The sequence below is a fragment of the Vibrio sp. ZF57 genome (assembly GCF_001691235.1).
GTDB classification, from domain to species: Bacteria; Pseudomonadota; Gammaproteobacteria; order Enterobacterales; family Vibrionaceae; genus Vibrio; species Vibrio crassostreae_C.
In genome coordinates this window covers 1-14,360 of record NZ_MAKD01000114.1, presented here as the reverse complement: position 1 = coordinate 14,360, position 14,360 = coordinate 1, and the positions used below count along the sequence as shown (strand labels likewise).

Sequence of the window (14,360 nt, the reverse complement as noted above, 5' to 3'; positions counted from 1 at the left end):
AAATGAGACTAATAGACAAGGTGAGTAAACCGACTAAAAACAGTCATGACCGACTGAGCTCAAACAAAAATGGCTACCTAGTAGGCAGCCATTATGGGTGAGAGCTTAGTCAAAACTAATGCACTGAGGGTTAATCAAACAATTCGATAACCAATTTATTGTCTTTAATCACTAGATTGGGTTCCGATGACTTAATCAACGACTCTTGAACCTTGTTGCTGTCGAGTTTGTAAACCGGAGACTGGGACAAAGCAAAACCTATCATCGATACAGCTGGTTTGAGTAGTGTCTCTATTTCAGGCGAAAGCTGTTTGCCTTTTTCTTCAAAGCGCTCTAGTCGCAGCGACTTTAGATACACCTCGCCACTCTCCTTGTCGTATTCGGGAATCGCGCTGAACTCTAAGTCTAAATCCAACCCCATATTAGGCATATTGAACACTTGAACTTTTGCATTGGTATTCGCCAACACGGACACGCGTTGTGCATCGGCTCGACCAATTTGCACTTCTAGATCATCCACAGCCACTTGTGCGTACATCACACTTTGTACACCAACCTCTTGTTCTAGCATCACTGAGTCTTCAAGGTACTTCGTCATTTCTTGCTCGGTAATGCTGTAGCTAACACAACCACTGAGCATCAAGGCTGTCACAGCTATAATCAAACGGTTCATTAACTTTGTTGTCATTGGAGATAGGCTCTTATTTTTTAAATGCATGGAACGGATGTTACCTCGAGATGATACTGTAAATTGGTTGTCACAATAACAGTGTCGGATAACTGGGCAGAATGATCCACCTAAATGGTGATGTCGTATCAATGAGAATTGACGAAAATAGTAAGGAAAACAATGACTGCATTAACGATATTTTACGATGGAACCTGTCCACTTTGTGCAAAAGAGATGGCAGCACTGACTAAGTCTGATTCCAAAGATCAGATCCAGACCGTCGATATCTACAGTGAAGCGTTTTCAAACTACCCGCAAATAGATGCCGAGGCAGCCAATACAATCTTGCATGCACTGGACGAAAACGGAAAGCTGCTGCTCGGTTTAGACGTGACTTACCAAGCGTGGAAGCTAGTAGGAAAGGGTTGGCTGTATGCCCCGTTACGTTGGGCGATTTTTAAGCCAATGGCAGATTGGTGTTATCTACGGTTTGCCAAAAATCGATATAAGATTTCGTTTTGGCTAACCGGAAAATCACGTTGCAACGGTAACAGCTGCACAAAATAGTGTTGAGTTAAGACATGCCGCTGGCGACTTTGTAGTAAACGATGCCAAATAGGGCTGCGAACACCAATACCGTAACGGCCACTTTCAACCAAATAAATTTCATGCTTTGTCCTTTTAATTCTGTTTACTGTTCCACGCGACAAGTTAGCACAACAAAACATACGGTTGTGTAATGATTGATAGAACTTTGTAGTCATACCAATCACAGTAGGTAAGTGTCAAGAAATAGCGCAGGAAAAAAGCTGGAGAACAAGGCGGCTCTTTTCGACAAGAAGTTTCGATAAGTAGTTATTCTACAATCAAAAAATCTAACGACGTTATCGAGATTTTTAACAAGCTAGGGTGAACAGTTATTTACTACGATTGGTATCAACCCTGATTCCCAGAGAGAACCTTTATGTCGGCAAAAGAGAGAAACCTTCCCACACATCGAATTTCTAGATTCAGTAAGTTCGCTTCGTTGGCGACAAGAGTCGCGGGTAACGTGCTAACGGAAGGCACCAAACAAATTGCACAAGGCAACAGGCCCAAAGCAAAAGACTTACTGTTAACGCCACAAAACATTGCTCGCCTGACCGATCAACTCGCACACCTGCGCGGTGCGGCTATGAAGTTAGGACAGATGCTATCAATGGATGCGGGTGATGTCTTAGAACCAGAGTTAGCCGACATTCTCTCTCGCCTGCGCTCCGATGCCGATCCACTGCCAACAAAACAGCTCAATCAAGTGTTAGAAAGCTCGCTCGGGAACCATTGGAAAACCGAATTCCTGTCCTTCAATTTTAAACCGATCGCCAGTGCATCTATCGGACAAGTTCACCAAGCCTATAGTGATGCTGGGGACAAACTCGCAGTCAAAGTCCAATACCCCGGCATTAGAAAAAGTATCGACAGTGATGTAGATAACGTGGGCACGCTGCTCAATATTGTTGGCTTGATACCAAAGTCGGTCGACTACAAAGGCTTGTTAGAAGAGGCAAAGAAACAGCTCCACGATGAAGCAGACTATGCTCGCGAAGCTGATTACGCAACTCGTTACCATGATGCATTGAAAGAATACTCTCACTTCGTCGTACCTAAGATTCATCCGCAAGTCTCTTCAGAATCGGTGCTCGCCATGGACTTCATCGAAGGCGTCTCGATAGAGCAAATCGAAAGTTACGACCAAAGCACACGTGACTTTGTAATGCACAGCTTACTGGAGCTTCTGTTCAGAGAGTTGTTCGATTTTAAGATGGTGCAAACCGATCCCAATTTCGCCAACTACCTTTATGTTGAAAACACCCGACAAATTGGCTTATTAGATTTCGGAGCAACCCGTGAGTACAGTGACCGCTTCAGCGAGGGTTATCGCTTGGCCTTTTCCTCTGTCATTAACAACGATGAGCAAGTGCTCAACCGAGCTTTAGAGCAAATAGGATTCTTTAGCGAGACAATTCTTCCCGAACAACGCCAAGCGATTCTAAATCTAGTGAAGATGGCCTGTGAGCCGATGTTAGTTGACGAAGAGTACGACTTCAAAGCCAGTGGATTGGCACAAAGGCTTCGTGAAGCAGGCACCATTTTGAGCATGGAACAAGAGTATTGGCATACGCCGCCCGCCGATGCGCTGTTCCTGCACCGAAAAATTGGTGGCATGTATCTATTAGCGGCTCGCCTTGGTGCAAAAGTGAATATCAGTCGCTTGGTCGCTCCATATCTTATCTCAGAGAGCAAAAGCACAACTAAAAGCGCGAGTTAATGAGACAGTAAATAATACGCAAAGTGATCATTTCATCGTGCTCAAGAGTAATAACCATTACGCCAACTAAAATGAGCCAACCCTATGAAATGTTCACTACTTTGCTCAACCGCACTGATTACAAGCCTCACGAGTTCCATCGCCTTTGCAGCGAGCTGTCCCGAAATACTTAATGGCAAACAGCGCTTGTTAAACTCAACCGAAGAAATCGCCTTGTGCGATGAGTTTCAAGGCAAAACTCTATTGGTGGTAAATACAGCGAGCCAATGTGGCTTCACTCCGCAGTTTGAGCAACTCGAGCAACTTCATCAAACCTACAAAGACCAAGGCTTCACGGTTATCGGTTTCCCAAGTAATGATTTTCGCCAAGACAAGGGAAGCGAAGAGAAGACGGCAAAGGTTTGTTACCTAGACTATGGCGTGACCTTCCCAATGATGGCGCGAGCTTCACTGTCTGGTAGCAACGCCAACCCCGTGTTTACAGAGATACAACAGCAAGCGGGCGTAACGCCTAAATGGAACTTTTACAAATTCTTGATCAGTAAAGAAGGTAAAGTCGTCGCCACCTTCCCTAGCTCCACATCTCCAGTGAGTGCCACGCTCAAAAACGCGATTGAGCAGCAGTTATGAAGGCGGATTACATGGCAACAACTCAAACCCGTAACACCATGGCCAAACTGGGGTACATGGGGTTAATTCCGTTTTTATTCGGTCTTCTCCTTTCGCTCACCGACAGCCAATTTATGGGGATAAGCGGTGAAACGCTGTTCATCACCTACAGCGTGGCAATTTTGAGTTTTCTTTCAGGGATCTTGTGGGCAAATGGCATCGAAAACTTTGAAAGCCAATCAAGTAACAAAGCACTGCTAATAAGCAACGCGATTGTGCTCATCGCTTGGCTGGCAGTATTGCTTGGCGAACAAAAAGAGCTAGTGACAACTCTGATTCTCATCTTTGGTTATATTGCGGTTTGGCGAGCTGAAAGGACGATGAGAGAAGAGAACCAGAGCCAAGGTCCTGATGGCTACTTTGATATGAGGACTCGGCTGACCTCTAGTGTCGTGTTAATGCACGGTATCGTGATGCTAACCTAGAGCTACGAGATTGTCTTTGAAGTGTGAGCCTTTGATTTAGTTAAGCGCCTTTGTTAAAAACCGTTAGCAACAATCTAGATGATGAGCTTCATCACTAACCTCGGCTCATCATCACCAAAGTAGTTGTCTTCTTGCTTGATGGTAACGAACCCCATCGATGCATAAAGCGCACGAGCCGATGTGTTATTTGGGTCTACAGTGAGCAAAAGCCTAGCATCTCGAGGCAACTGCTCAACCGCCTGTTGCATCAGTTTCCGGCCAACTCCCATGCCACGATAATTCTGGTCTACAGCCAATGATAGGACCCAAAACTCATTCTGCTTGTCTGTGGTTGTCGTTAAGGCATAGCCAGCAATCTTTGAGTCTTGCTTAGCAACCAATAAACCTTTTCCCCAGCAATCAAAGGCCTGACGAAAGAAAAACAGCGGATAGGCGTGAGCGCCAAACAAAGCATGTTCAAGCTGGTAGATATCAGCCAGTTCTTGTTTTTCCGCACAAACAACATTCATAGATAGACCTCATTTAAACCGAACCTCAAGTTTAAACATGCAAACTCAAAGGTGCTATTAATAATATATCAACAGCCTAAAGGCTTACGAACTACCTTAACGAAGATGCCACTTAACTAACGCCTGAGGAGTAGATTAGGTTACTTATGTTTTACTGTCGAATAACCAACAAATTTGCGCCAGATAACGCAAGAAAAACCGAGCACGCTTTGTTGAAACGTTTTGCCATTTGTGGCTTAGAGAACCAGTTTCTGAGGTATAAGCCAAATGCCGCGTAGATAGATATCGCGAGCAGCTCTAACACTAGGAATGTGCCGCCTAGAATGAAGAACTGTGTGTTTACATTGGCTGAAACATCGACAAATTGAGGAAGGAATGCAGTGAAAATGAGTATCGCTTTTGGATTGCCAGCAGCGAGTGCAAATTCTTGTTTAAACAGACCAAACCAATTCTTATTTCGTTCGATATCCACGACCGGACTGGCGTGTGAGCGCCATAGGTTGAACGCGATCCACAACAGATACATCGCGCCAAATAGTTTGATCAGGAAAAACAGCGTTTCAGAAGTATAAAGCACAACCGCTAAGCCAGATGCAGCCAAAGCAATCATGCCAGAAAAAGCGAGGATTCTTCCTAGGCCTGCGACAAAGGCGGCCTGAAATCCGTAACAACGGGCGTTGTTCATTGATAACAAATTGTTTGGGCCCGGAGTCATGTTGAGCGCAAAACAAGCGGGGATAAACAGCAGTAACTTCCAGATTTCCATTGGTGCTTCCTAATTGCCAAATGCCGTGATTATAAAATCCTTAAACAAGGTCTTATCGTTTATAACAGCATTTCATATCTTTTGTAACTGCATAAAAAATAAGCACCAAATCTATACAGTAAATTTTCAATCAGTTCTCAAAAAACTGTTCGTACTCGGGTGTCGCTAGATTTTCGGCGACACCAATCTCACCGACGAAATAGATAGCGCTCGCAATTGTATCTATCGTTGGGTTTGATTCTCGCTCTGGGAAGTCGCCAACAGCAGGAACAGATTTTGGCGCAGACACCGAACTACAAACAAGGCTATTACATACCCTGTTTTGATTTTCTAAGGAGATAGCTTCAGGAACGTCAAAGTGCTGAGTGAGTACGTCGTGGTTAGACAATTCAGACGAAGCGTACGATAAGGTTGAGAATAGAGCTGAGAGCACAATCCACTTGTTCATGTATCTTTCCATTGATGGCATTCATTGAATTTATAAATACTATCGAATCTCACACATTATGAACAGTGTTTTATTTTAATTTGCGTGAGACTGCTTACCCAGCATCAACTTGTCGAGCAGAGCTTGCGGGACAACGATCACTGAGTATTTAACAAAGGCCACCAGCGCGATGACACCAACAGCCGATCCAAGAATAAAGTCATGGACATCAACCAACACCAATCCCAGAAGTTGATCACTCGCTATCGCTACTAATGCGATGCTAACTGCGGTTACCCACTTGCTGTGTTCATAAGGTAATTGTTCCATCGCTTGGCTTACAACATACAGAAGCATGAGCCGCACAACATAAGTTGCACAAAGAACCGCGACAACACCCCACACGCCATAAATAGGCGTCACTGTGAAATAACCAATGGCCGCCAAGACCGCACATCCACCTTGAATCCACATTTGAGATTGACTCGAATCGCCACTGAAACAACCAAGGTTAAGATAATCACCTGCATTTTTGATAACGCTAATCGCAAGCAGCGCAACAACAATGGCCCCCGCGTAATGATAACTGCTCGGTAAAATGAGAGAAATAAATCCGGGTACCGTTAGAATCATCAACGAACCTAAAACAATGGCGAGGTTCACTCCGACTAACGCCCTATCGGCACACATCTTACTGCCACCCGGCTGTTGAAGCATCGCCACACGGTTTGGAAACCACCAAAGCGCGTAAGGCTGCAACAACAGACCAAGAATCAACGCGAACTTTCCGCTAACCGCATAAATCGCGAGTTCTTCGACACCGACGAAGCTTGCCATTACCCAGCGGTCGAGCCCCATGATCATATACATTGATGCACCGCCAACCAGAACGGGCAGTCCGAATTTTAAGATCTTCGCCGAGTATTTGAAGCAACCAAAAGATCCCATCTCTTGCCATTGATAACGCACTAAACAAACCATTAGCAACACACTGGATACCGCAGCTGAAATCAACACGCCATCTATACCGTATCCAGCCTCAAGCAAAACAAAAGTCATGATGGCTTGAACACCGGCTTTCAACACATTGAGCATGCAAAAACGTTTCGCCATCGCGTTCATACGCATCAGCGTTAGCGGGATAGAAATCGCCCCATCGAGCATGGTAGGAATAAGCAGAAGCAGTATCTGGTAAGGCTGGAATTCAACTGGCAACATTAAGATTAACAACGGCATACTGAGGGCAATCAAGGCGCCCCCAAGCACGCACACCAGCACGCTCAATGTGAAGCAGTTCGAGACGAGCTTTTGCTTTTCATCACCTTCGGCGACACCCACATAACGATACATGGCATCGACAATACCGAAGCTGAACAATATCGTCCCAATGTCTGCCAGCAAGACAATGGCTTCTAAGGAACCATACTCTGCCAACGTCATATTGTGCGTAATGTACGGGATCATCACCAATGAAATCCCTTTCATCATTAATATACCGATGGCGTAGTAAGCCGACTGCTTTAAAGAACCCATAGTCGTCACCTTTTCCTTACCAAGCTGGCTTTAGGAAACTTTTACAGTCTCCAATTAGGTGTCGCAATGTGCGTTTTTGAGGTGACATGACCAAAGAACGGAAACTGTAGGCAATAGCCTGTCTATTCTGTTGTAAACCTCGATAATAGTCAGCATAACCTTCCAGTATTCTCGCCTTTGCGATTTTGAAGCTAGAAGTGGGTAGATTCCATCGTTGACTGTCATTTTGGTAATGTTGAAGAATAGTCTCTATAGACTGCAAATTTCTCAATTTAAGACTTTCAGTTTGGGTAACAGAGCTCGCTCTCATCAAGTAGCCAACCTGCACCGAGTTCAACACACCGATCTGATGGTTTTCACTCATTCGAAGCCACAGTTCCCAATCTTCCCCATACTTGATGTCAGCATTGAAACTGTCTGTTTGAGAAAACACATCCGCTTTCACCATGACCGTTGATGTTCCAATCACGTTATTTTCTATGATGAACTCCAACGGGTTCTCGATATTGATGAACAGCTCATCTTGATCTTGAAACTGCGACCAGTAACTAAAGCAGTCGACTATTACTTGGTAATCTTCAGTAAGATGCTCGTAGTTAGTAAAGCTCATCGCGAGATCAGGGTAACGTTGATGAAATTCGAGTTGGCGCTCAATTTTTTCAGGAAACCAGAAATCGTCTGCGTCTAAAAAAGCGATGTATTCACCGGTCGCCTTTTCAATCCCTAGGTTTCTCGCTTGAGGCGCACCAACACCCAATGTGGACAACGTAATAATGCGTTCATCGTCTATAGAAGCAAGATACGTCGACGTTCCATCGTTACTGTTATCGTCAATGACAATCAGCTCAACATCTTGATGAGTCTGCTTTAGTACACTGCCAATCGCTTTCGGCAGGTAATCCAAACAATTGTAGGTAGGAATAACAACACTTACTTTAGCCATAATGACGCCCTCAGATTTATACGTTATATGGCTGACGTTGCATGTTCTATGCCGAGAGTGTCTTACTACAAAATCACCTCTATATCAGTCACCTACGCGTCCATTCTCAAAATGACGACCAAACACAGATGTTCAAAAAACCTACAACTCCAATTTGATTATCAATTTGAGAAAACGAGCGACTTCTTTAGGGATAACCTTCAGAAAGCTATCTAAAGCTAAGATTCGATCTTGGTTCGTATCTTGCTTTATTGGTTATTACCTTGGCTTGATAGCTTTAGTCATATGGATTAGAGGAGTAAGGAATGAAGAAAGTAGCATTTGTGGCACCAACCTACCCTGTACTCAGTGAGACCTTCATTCAAACAGAAGTCGACTCCGTGAAAGCGTGTGGGCACGATGTGTGTGTAATGACGTTCAAAATTGAAAACAGTGAAAAACAGTTCGACTACGACATTGTCGAAATAGGTAAAAATGTTCGGAAGGGTAAAGTCGCCAGCATTAACTGGATAGGTTTCATCAAGGCTGTCTCATTTATTTCTAAGCAAACCAGCATGCCCAAAAAGTCACTGTTCGCTTATGGGTTTAAATTAGCGCTGCAACTCGCGGAAAACGACGTCGAACACGTTCACGCGCATTTCTGTCAGCACACCGCTGCTCACGCCATCGTCGCGGCAAAGCTGCTGAATATCACCTGTTCGTTCGTTGCTCATGGTCATGATGTTTACGAGTTCGCTTATGACATTGAACATAAAATCTCATCGAGTGATTTTGTGGTTGCAGTGTGTAAAGACATGCTCGCTGACTTCAATACCATGGCGAAAGGAAACATTAAGCTCCTGCACTGTGGGGTAAATACCAAACAATTTCAACTACACCCAAAAACCGAAGCTAAGCAACTTCGTCTCGTTTTTCTTGGCCGATTAGTGGAGCAAAAAGGCATCCACCATCTTATTGATGCATTAGCGCCGATTGCCGAACCTCTCGACATTCATCTCGATATCATCGGTACTGGCGATTTAGAGCAACAGTTAAAATTGCAGGTCAAAGAGCAAGGGCTCACTCGAAACGTGACATTTCTTGGCGCTAAACCTCACGAGTGGGTGAAAGAGAAACTATCGAATTATGACAGCCTAATCGCGCCCTTCTGTTTTTCAGAAACTGGATGTGTGGATACAGGTCCACTGGTTTTAAAAGAAGCGATGGCCGTGGGCACACCCGTCATTACCACCAACATCATGGGATGCAAAGAGATCGTCTCACCAGAGACAGGTTTTGTGGTTGGCGAAAAGAATGTGGAAGAATTAAGAGAAGCGATTGAGCGTTTCGCGCAACTAAGCAGCAACGATAAAGCATCGATGGGGTTAAAGGCACGTGAGAGAGTGAAAGAGAGTTTTAATTCGATCAAACAAGCTCAGCAATTATCTCGTTGGATAGAGAACCCAGCTCAATAAGGATTAACTCAGGCAGTAAGCATCACAAGGACTGCTACGCCTCACAAGAACAACTAAGCACCATAAGAAAACGGAGCACCACAAGATCAAAAGAGCGCTACATCAATTTGGAATGTAACGCTCAACTTAGCACAGCCTAATGATGGCAACTTATGCTTTCAGTAACTTTCATTAGCTTTTCATTAAGAAGCTTAGCTAGCCGGCTCGAAGTGCCAAAATAGACTCAATATCTTCGATGTCACGATATTGAGCTAACTCCTGCTCTTTCGATGAAATAGCCACAATCGACATTCTATCTGCCAATTCGTTACCTTCAATACCAACGTGTCCGTTCACATGGTAGATGGTAATTTTTGAAGCCAGCTCTTGGTAGAGAGCATACGCAGGCTTAATAATATCGAGGTTTTTGATCTCGCCGCCCGACTTGGTCCAGCCCTTTTTCTCCCAGCCCGTTGCCCACTTAGTAATACAATCAATTGAGTACTTAGAGTCACAATAAATCGCAACAGACAGACCCGCGTTTAACTTCTCTTTCGCGAGAATAAACGCTTGCTTAAGCCCATGTAACTCGGCGGTATTGTTGGTACCAACAGGCTGATACAAGCCATACCACAATTCTGTTAATTGGTTGTTTTGGTAGACCGCTAACCCCGTCCCTGCTTCACCAGGATTTGGTTCACAAGCACCATCGGTAAAGATCTTGATATCAAAAGGCATATCAGTGATTTTCTGCTCCGAAAGAGGCGGCACCTTCACTTTCGTCACCTTACCCGCAGAGCTTGGCTTTGTCGCCGAAGAACCTAACGCAGACGACGTTTTACCACCGAAAGCAGACTCAGCCTCACCTAGTGTTGGAAACGATTTATATCTCGCCCCTGCAAAGCCATCGACTTGCGATTTACACTCGTTCCAAGTGGTAAAAATACCCGGTGTGCGACCTTTCCAAACCACATAATATTTCTTAGCCAAACTAACTCCTTACCAAAACCTAAATACACAATACCCACACCTAAAATGATTCAGCTATGGGGTAGTAATTATGCCTGATTACGCTTGAAACACATAAATCATTGCATGAAATGCAGCGTGTGTTTCAAGAATATCTACGTTATCGACCAAGTATAGAGCGTTATTTCTAATCACAAACCTAACGGCTTCTGATCAAGAACCTCTATGTGCTTCAAGGTCTTGTTTTAGTTTGGTCGTTAACTTTTTAACTTTTGGGAGAACTTGTTGCATTAACGACTGAGTCATGATCATTGACTCTGTTGTCACGGTTGGCATTTTTTTCAGAATGCTTTTTCCATGTTCTGTTTTGTAGAAATCGATCATTGCACTGAGCTCTTCTTCAGTGAATTGATTGCTGTAAATCGTTACAATTCCTGGCTCTAGCTTTTGCCAGCTAACCTCCTCTTTCATTAAGTCGTTCATGCCCTGATAGTAATCATCAAAAATAGCTTGTTCTGACTCTGAAACCCCTAGGTCTTTAGACATATTAGCCATCATGCTATCCATTTGAACGTATACCGCGTCCAACGTGGAATCGACATCCATAATCTGAAGAAGCTCTTTTATCAGAGCTTGCCTATCATCTTGTGCCGCTGATAATTGCAGCGGTACGAGTAGAAATAAAATTGCGAAAAATCTATACATTTTGAGGTCCCTTTAGCTTTGTAAAACAGCTGAAATATCTTTCCAAACATCTCAACACATTGAATTATTTGCAAATTTACTCACTTTTTATCCATAAGTAAAACGAATTAAACAGTACAAAATAATATAAAATCAATTGCATTTGAATGTGAGGCATTTATTGGACAGATATGAGGAAGGCGAAGAGAGGAACAGAGCGCTTTTGAATAAAGAACCACAAGAGAACTAGAGCCTAAAAGCACTCGTTTCAAGTAATGAGTCATACACTTGAAACGAGGATAACTAATGGCGTGACACGACGTATCAATTGAGCTACGTATCAGCTAAAAAGGTAATCAACCGCAACGAGGTTATAAAATAAAAACACCGCCATGCTGACGCCGATAGTCAGTAGCACATTGCCTGTTTTCCAAATCAGCAAGCCAGTCACCAACGCACCTATCAAGTAAGGATTTTCAAGGCTTGGCCAAAATGTTTGTTCTGGTGAAAATACAATCGGCCCCCAAATTGCGGTAAGCACAGCTGGGCTTGAATAGCGTAACAGGCGACGCGTGGTTTGATTTAATCGAAGCGGGATTGCTGGCTCTAGAAACAGATACCGACTAAAAAAAACAATCGCTGTCATAAGGAATATCGTTAACCAAATCATCTCTATTTCCCCTCCACGATTGTCTTGTTACCGTTGTTTCGCTCTTGGAACGATTCGCTGATAAAGCCCGCTAACATACCGGCAATCGCTGCAATCATTAGCCCGCCCTCAATATTGTTAACCGACATCGCAACCGAAGTGACCAATGAAACCACCACACACACGACGACGGGTAGAGTTCGGATTAATGGGAACACCAAGGCGATAAAGGTTGCTGCGACCGCGAAATCGAGCCCAATTTCATTGAGTGAAGGAATCTGGCTTCCCGCGACAATGCCAACAAAGCTCGCAATATTCCAAACGAGATAAAAACCGCCGCCTACACCCGCAGCATACCAGCGATTAAATTCTTGCTGAGACTGCCCACTACAAATCGCGAACAGCTCATCGGTGAGCCAAAATCCGAGTAATAGACGCCAACGCGCAGGAAGATGGCTGATTTTGTCACGCATCGATACGCTATACAGAAAGTGTCTAGACGTGATGAATAAGGTAGTCAACAACATGGTACCTAGACCAATACCCGCTTTAAACATACCCGCAGCGACAAGTTGTGCTGAGCCAGCAAATAGAATAGCCGACATCGCTTGCGCTTGAAGCTGACTCAATCCAGCATCTATCGCATATGAGCCCGCTAGAATTCCCCAAGGGATTACTGCAATGCTCAAGGGCATTCCCGCTAAAACGCCCTTCCATAACTGTGTTCGTCTATCCATTGTTTCACTATCCATATAGTTCTTTTCTCTCTTCACATTGGCTATTCAATGTAAGAGGAGTTGAGTCGGTTCGATTGTACAAACTTGCTCGATTTCATGCCCCTCGGTTTGCCGCACTTAACCGTACTTAACCGCACTTAACACAAATTAGCCATGCCTTAGCCACGCAAGTTTAGAGCATTTTGATGTATTGCCCTGGCGTGTATCCATTGGCCTTTTTGAAGTGTCGATGAAAATGGCTTTGATCATGAAAGCCACACTCTTGCGCGGTATCAGAAATGGTATGCCCTTGTTTCAATAACTTACGCGAAAGCCTTAACCGAGATTGGATTTGATACGCATGCGGCGGAAGACCAAATTCTTTCTGAAAAGAACGCACTAAGTGAAACGGGCTCAATGCCGCTAGCTTAGATAGCTCCTCTAGGGACACATCGGCTTGTGGAAAGTCATCTAAGAACTCTTTCACTAAGACAAGTTGGCGTTGAGTTTTCCCATCGAGTTGAGGGTTAAGCGGCGATTTTCCGTGTCGACTAATCAGTTTAACCAACATCCCGTACATCAAGGTTTCTCTTAACAAGCGATTGTCAGATTCATCAATCGTGTTAAAGACTAATCTCAATTGATTAGCGAGTTCAGGATCTTCAACAACCGCTCTTGGGAAGTAAGGCGCGCCGTAGTTCGGTAGGTTAAGCTCTTGAGTGATCTTGGCAAGTTGCTCTGGGAGAGGATACATGGCTCGATATGCCCAACCACCTTCAGTGGCAGAGTGACCGCTATGAACTTCGTCGGCATTGACCAGAATAATCGCATCTTGTGGTGCTATATGATGCCCGCCCGTTCGATAGAAACGCTGAGCGCCCTGCTCAATAACACCAAGTGTGTAGCCCTCGTGGCTATGGCGTGAGAAGTTCTGCTTTTCGTAGTCAGCATTAAGGGTTTCAAGGCCACCGAGCTCTTCTGTGATCTTATATTCGGCCTTTTCTTTAGAGCGTTTCTTGTTCTCCATAACAATTCCCAAGCCTGTTAATTATCGAGCGACTTATCAGTCTACTCTATAGGCTCTTTCAGCTTTTGTACAAAATTGCGCTTTTGTTTGTTAATACTGTTTTTATCGTTGGCTTAATAACGCTTTCTAACTGGGAGGAAAGTCTTGGTCTATAACTAGTTGGCGAGAAATTGACAAATTAGTGTGGCAATCATGGCAATACTCTCTTCAAATCATCGGCAACAGATCTGATACACCATGAAAAATACGCTAATCCTTTTCTTTTTCCTGAGCCTAACTGGGTGCACTCATAACCAAACAAAAGCACTGAGCATGAACTCCTCGCCAGTCAATACGTATCCTCAATCCATGTCGAACCTACAACTTTGTGACACCTTGTATTACGGACGCTCAAGCAACCAGACACTCGCAGCAATTGGCAGTGAGTTTAATCGAAGAGGATTATCAAAACATTGGTGTGATACCGAAACCAATAAGCTTTATTTAACAAAGACGATTGATTGGGTTGCTGACCAAGTAGAAGACAAAGAAGATTCGGAGGAAGAAGCGTCTGCCGTTGTGTTGCCTGCGAATTGAGAAAGATGAAACATTCCTGAACAAGAAAAAGGCAAACTGCAGATAGCAAAAGGTAC

The 14,360-nt window shown here is 44.1% G+C and carries 17 protein-coding genes; 6 read left to right on the top strand and 11 right to left on the bottom strand.

Annotated features, from left to right (window positions below):
- Window positions 1-130 precede the first annotated feature (130 nt).
- A complete protein-coding gene (locus A6D97_RS17320; protein WP_017065247.1) occupies window positions 131-688 on the bottom strand; it encodes a DUF1439 domain-containing protein in 558 nt (185 codons plus the stop codon).
- 162 nt (window positions 689-850) lie between these two features.
- On the opposite strand from A6D97_RS17320, the gene A6D97_RS17315 reads away from it, so the two are divergent.
- The 4 genes from A6D97_RS17315 to A6D97_RS17300 all read left to right on the top strand — a co-directional run bounded on the left by A6D97_RS17315 (window position 851) and on the right by A6D97_RS17300 (window position 4,072).
- Window positions 851-1,237: a DUF393 domain-containing protein gene (locus A6D97_RS17315; RefSeq protein WP_017062190.1), complete on the top strand. Its 387-nt coding sequence runs from the start codon at window positions 851-853 to the stop codon at window positions 1,235-1,237.
- Between the two features lie 397 nt (window positions 1,238-1,634).
- The gene (locus A6D97_RS17310; protein WP_065584895.1) at window positions 1,635-2,978 is read left to right on the top strand and encodes an AarF/ABC1/UbiB kinase family protein; all 1,344 of its coding nucleotides are present in this window, start codon (window positions 1,635-1,637) and stop codon (window positions 2,976-2,978) included.
- 84 nt (window positions 2,979-3,062) lie between these two features.
- Window positions 3,063-3,608 (top strand): glutathione peroxidase, encoded by a 546-nt coding sequence (locus A6D97_RS17305; RefSeq protein ID WP_017062212.1) that lies wholly within the window; start codon window positions 3,063-3,065, stop codon window positions 3,606-3,608.
- Window positions 3,605-4,072 carry a DUF3429 domain-containing protein gene (locus A6D97_RS17300; RefSeq protein ID WP_017062213.1) on the top strand — a complete coding sequence of 156 codons (468 nt, stop codon included), beginning with the start codon at window positions 3,605-3,607 and terminating at the stop codon, window positions 4,070-4,072. The genes A6D97_RS17305 and A6D97_RS17300 overlap by 4 nt, the downstream gene beginning before the upstream one ends.
- Window positions 4,073-4,146: 74 nt before the next feature.
- Here the strand turns inward: A6D97_RS17300 and A6D97_RS17295 are convergent, their stop codons facing one another.
- The 5 genes from A6D97_RS17295 to A6D97_RS17275 all read right to left on the bottom strand — a co-directional run bounded on the left by A6D97_RS17295 (window position 4,147) and on the right by A6D97_RS17275 (window position 8,250).
- On the bottom strand, window positions 4,147-4,581 hold the full coding sequence (locus A6D97_RS17295) for an N-acetyltransferase (RefSeq protein WP_017062214.1): 435 nt from the start codon (window positions 4,579-4,581) through the stop codon (window positions 4,147-4,149).
- 151 nt (window positions 4,582-4,732) lie between these two features.
- Complete coding sequence (locus A6D97_RS17290; RefSeq protein WP_065584894.1) at window positions 4,733-5,347, bottom strand: LysE family translocator; 615 nt, start codon at window positions 5,345-5,347, stop codon at window positions 4,733-4,735.
- A 130-nt stretch (window positions 5,348-5,477) separates the two neighbouring features.
- The gene (locus A6D97_RS17285; RefSeq protein ID WP_017070274.1) at window positions 5,478-5,795 is read right to left on the bottom strand and encodes a hypothetical protein; all 318 of its coding nucleotides are present in this window, start codon (window positions 5,793-5,795) and stop codon (window positions 5,478-5,480) included.
- A 75-nt stretch (window positions 5,796-5,870) separates the two neighbouring features.
- Complete coding sequence (locus A6D97_RS17280; protein ID WP_017067059.1) at window positions 5,871-7,307, bottom strand: oligosaccharide flippase family protein; 1,437 nt, start codon at window positions 7,305-7,307, stop codon at window positions 5,871-5,873.
- Window positions 7,308-7,323: 16 nt separating this feature from the next.
- On the bottom strand, window positions 7,324-8,250 hold the full coding sequence (locus A6D97_RS17275; RefSeq protein ID WP_017062218.1) for a glycosyltransferase: 927 nt from the start codon (window positions 8,248-8,250) through the stop codon (window positions 7,324-7,326).
- 305 nt (window positions 8,251-8,555) lie between these two features.
- Between A6D97_RS17275 and A6D97_RS17270 the strand changes: the two genes are divergently transcribed.
- Window positions 8,556-9,704 (top strand): glycosyltransferase family 4 protein, encoded by a 1,149-nt coding sequence (locus A6D97_RS17270; protein WP_065584893.1) that lies wholly within the window; start codon window positions 8,556-8,558, stop codon window positions 9,702-9,704.
- Between the two features lie 195 nt (window positions 9,705-9,899).
- Here the strand turns inward: A6D97_RS17270 and A6D97_RS17265 are convergent, their stop codons facing one another.
- From A6D97_RS17265 to A6D97_RS17245, 5 genes are all read right to left on the bottom strand, one after another.
- Complete coding sequence (locus A6D97_RS17265; RefSeq protein ID WP_065584892.1) at window positions 9,900-10,673, bottom strand: ribonuclease H family protein; 774 nt, start codon at window positions 10,671-10,673, stop codon at window positions 9,900-9,902.
- 192 nt (window positions 10,674-10,865) lie between these two features.
- Complete coding sequence (locus A6D97_RS17260; RefSeq protein WP_017087186.1) at window positions 10,866-11,357, bottom strand: DUF2059 domain-containing protein; 492 nt, start codon at window positions 11,355-11,357, stop codon at window positions 10,866-10,868.
- Window positions 11,358-11,676: 319 nt separating this feature from the next.
- Window positions 11,677-12,006 carry an AzlD domain-containing protein gene (locus tag A6D97_RS17255; RefSeq protein WP_065584891.1) on the bottom strand — a complete coding sequence of 110 codons (330 nt, stop codon included), beginning with the start codon at window positions 12,004-12,006 and terminating at the stop codon, window positions 11,677-11,679.
- A 2-nt stretch (window positions 12,007-12,008) separates the two neighbouring features.
- A complete protein-coding gene (locus tag A6D97_RS17250) occupies window positions 12,009-12,737 on the bottom strand; it encodes an AzlC family ABC transporter permease (protein WP_065584890.1) in 729 nt (242 codons plus the stop codon).
- Window positions 12,738-12,894: 157 nt separating this feature from the next.
- A complete protein-coding gene (locus A6D97_RS17245) occupies window positions 12,895-13,728 on the bottom strand; it encodes an AraC family transcriptional regulator (RefSeq protein WP_065584889.1) in 834 nt (277 codons plus the stop codon).
- 237 nt (window positions 13,729-13,965) lie between these two features.
- Here A6D97_RS17245 and A6D97_RS17240 point away from each other — a divergent pair, with 237 nt between their 5' ends.
- On the top strand, window positions 13,966-14,304 hold the full coding sequence (locus tag A6D97_RS17240) for a hypothetical protein (protein WP_083190246.1): 339 nt from the start codon (window positions 13,966-13,968) through the stop codon (window positions 14,302-14,304).
- Window positions 14,305-14,360: the final 56 nt, after the last annotated feature.

What these genes read in the sequence shown, in the direction of transcription:
- A6D97_RS17245 (WP_065584889.1), bottom strand. Translation starts at nt 13,728, where the DNA reads ATGGAGAACAAGAAACGCTCTAAAGAAAAGGCCGAATATAAGATCACA.
- A6D97_RS17290 (WP_065584894.1), bottom strand. Translation starts at nt 5,347, where the DNA reads ATGGAAATCTGGAAGTTACTGCTGTTTATCCCCGCTTGTTTTGCGCTC.
- A6D97_RS17305 (WP_017062212.1), top strand. Translation starts at nt 3,063, where the DNA reads ATGAAATGTTCACTACTTTGCTCAACCGCACTGATTACAAGCCTCACG.
- A6D97_RS17300 (WP_017062213.1), top strand. Translation starts at nt 3,605, where the DNA reads ATGAAGGCGGATTACATGGCAACAACTCAAACCCGTAACACCATGGCC.
- A6D97_RS17320 (WP_017065247.1), bottom strand. Translation starts at nt 688, where the DNA reads ATGACAACAAAGTTAATGAACCGTTTGATTATAGCTGTGACAGCCTTG.
- A6D97_RS17295 (WP_017062214.1), bottom strand. Translation starts at nt 4,581, where the DNA reads ATGAATGTTGTTTGTGCGGAAAAACAAGAACTGGCTGATATCTACCAG.
- A6D97_RS17280 (WP_017067059.1), bottom strand. Translation starts at nt 7,307, where the DNA reads ATGGGTTCTTTAAAGCAGTCGGCTTACTACGCCATCGGTATATTAATG.
- A6D97_RS17315 (WP_017062190.1), top strand. Translation starts at nt 851, where the DNA reads ATGACTGCATTAACGATATTTTACGATGGAACCTGTCCACTTTGTGCA.
- A6D97_RS17255 (WP_065584891.1), bottom strand. Translation starts at nt 12,006, where the DNA reads ATGATTTGGTTAACGATATTCCTTATGACAGCGATTGTTTTTTTTAGT.
- A6D97_RS17275 (WP_017062218.1), bottom strand. Translation starts at nt 8,250, where the DNA reads ATGGCTAAAGTAAGTGTTGTTATTCCTACCTACAATTGTTTGGATTAC.
- A6D97_RS17285 (WP_017070274.1), bottom strand. Translation starts at nt 5,795, where the DNA reads ATGAACAAGTGGATTGTGCTCTCAGCTCTATTCTCAACCTTATCGTAC.
- A6D97_RS17270 (WP_065584893.1), top strand. Translation starts at nt 8,556, where the DNA reads ATGAAGAAAGTAGCATTTGTGGCACCAACCTACCCTGTACTCAGTGAG.
- A6D97_RS17310 (WP_065584895.1), top strand. Translation starts at nt 1,635, where the DNA reads ATGTCGGCAAAAGAGAGAAACCTTCCCACACATCGAATTTCTAGATTC.
- A6D97_RS17260 (WP_017087186.1), bottom strand. Translation starts at nt 11,357, where the DNA reads ATGTATAGATTTTTCGCAATTTTATTTCTACTCGTACCGCTGCAATTA.
- A6D97_RS17250 (WP_065584890.1), bottom strand. Translation starts at nt 12,737, where the DNA reads ATGGATAGTGAAACAATGGATAGACGAACACAGTTATGGAAGGGCGTT.
- A6D97_RS17240 (WP_083190246.1), top strand. Translation starts at nt 13,966, where the DNA reads ATGAAAAATACGCTAATCCTTTTCTTTTTCCTGAGCCTAACTGGGTGC.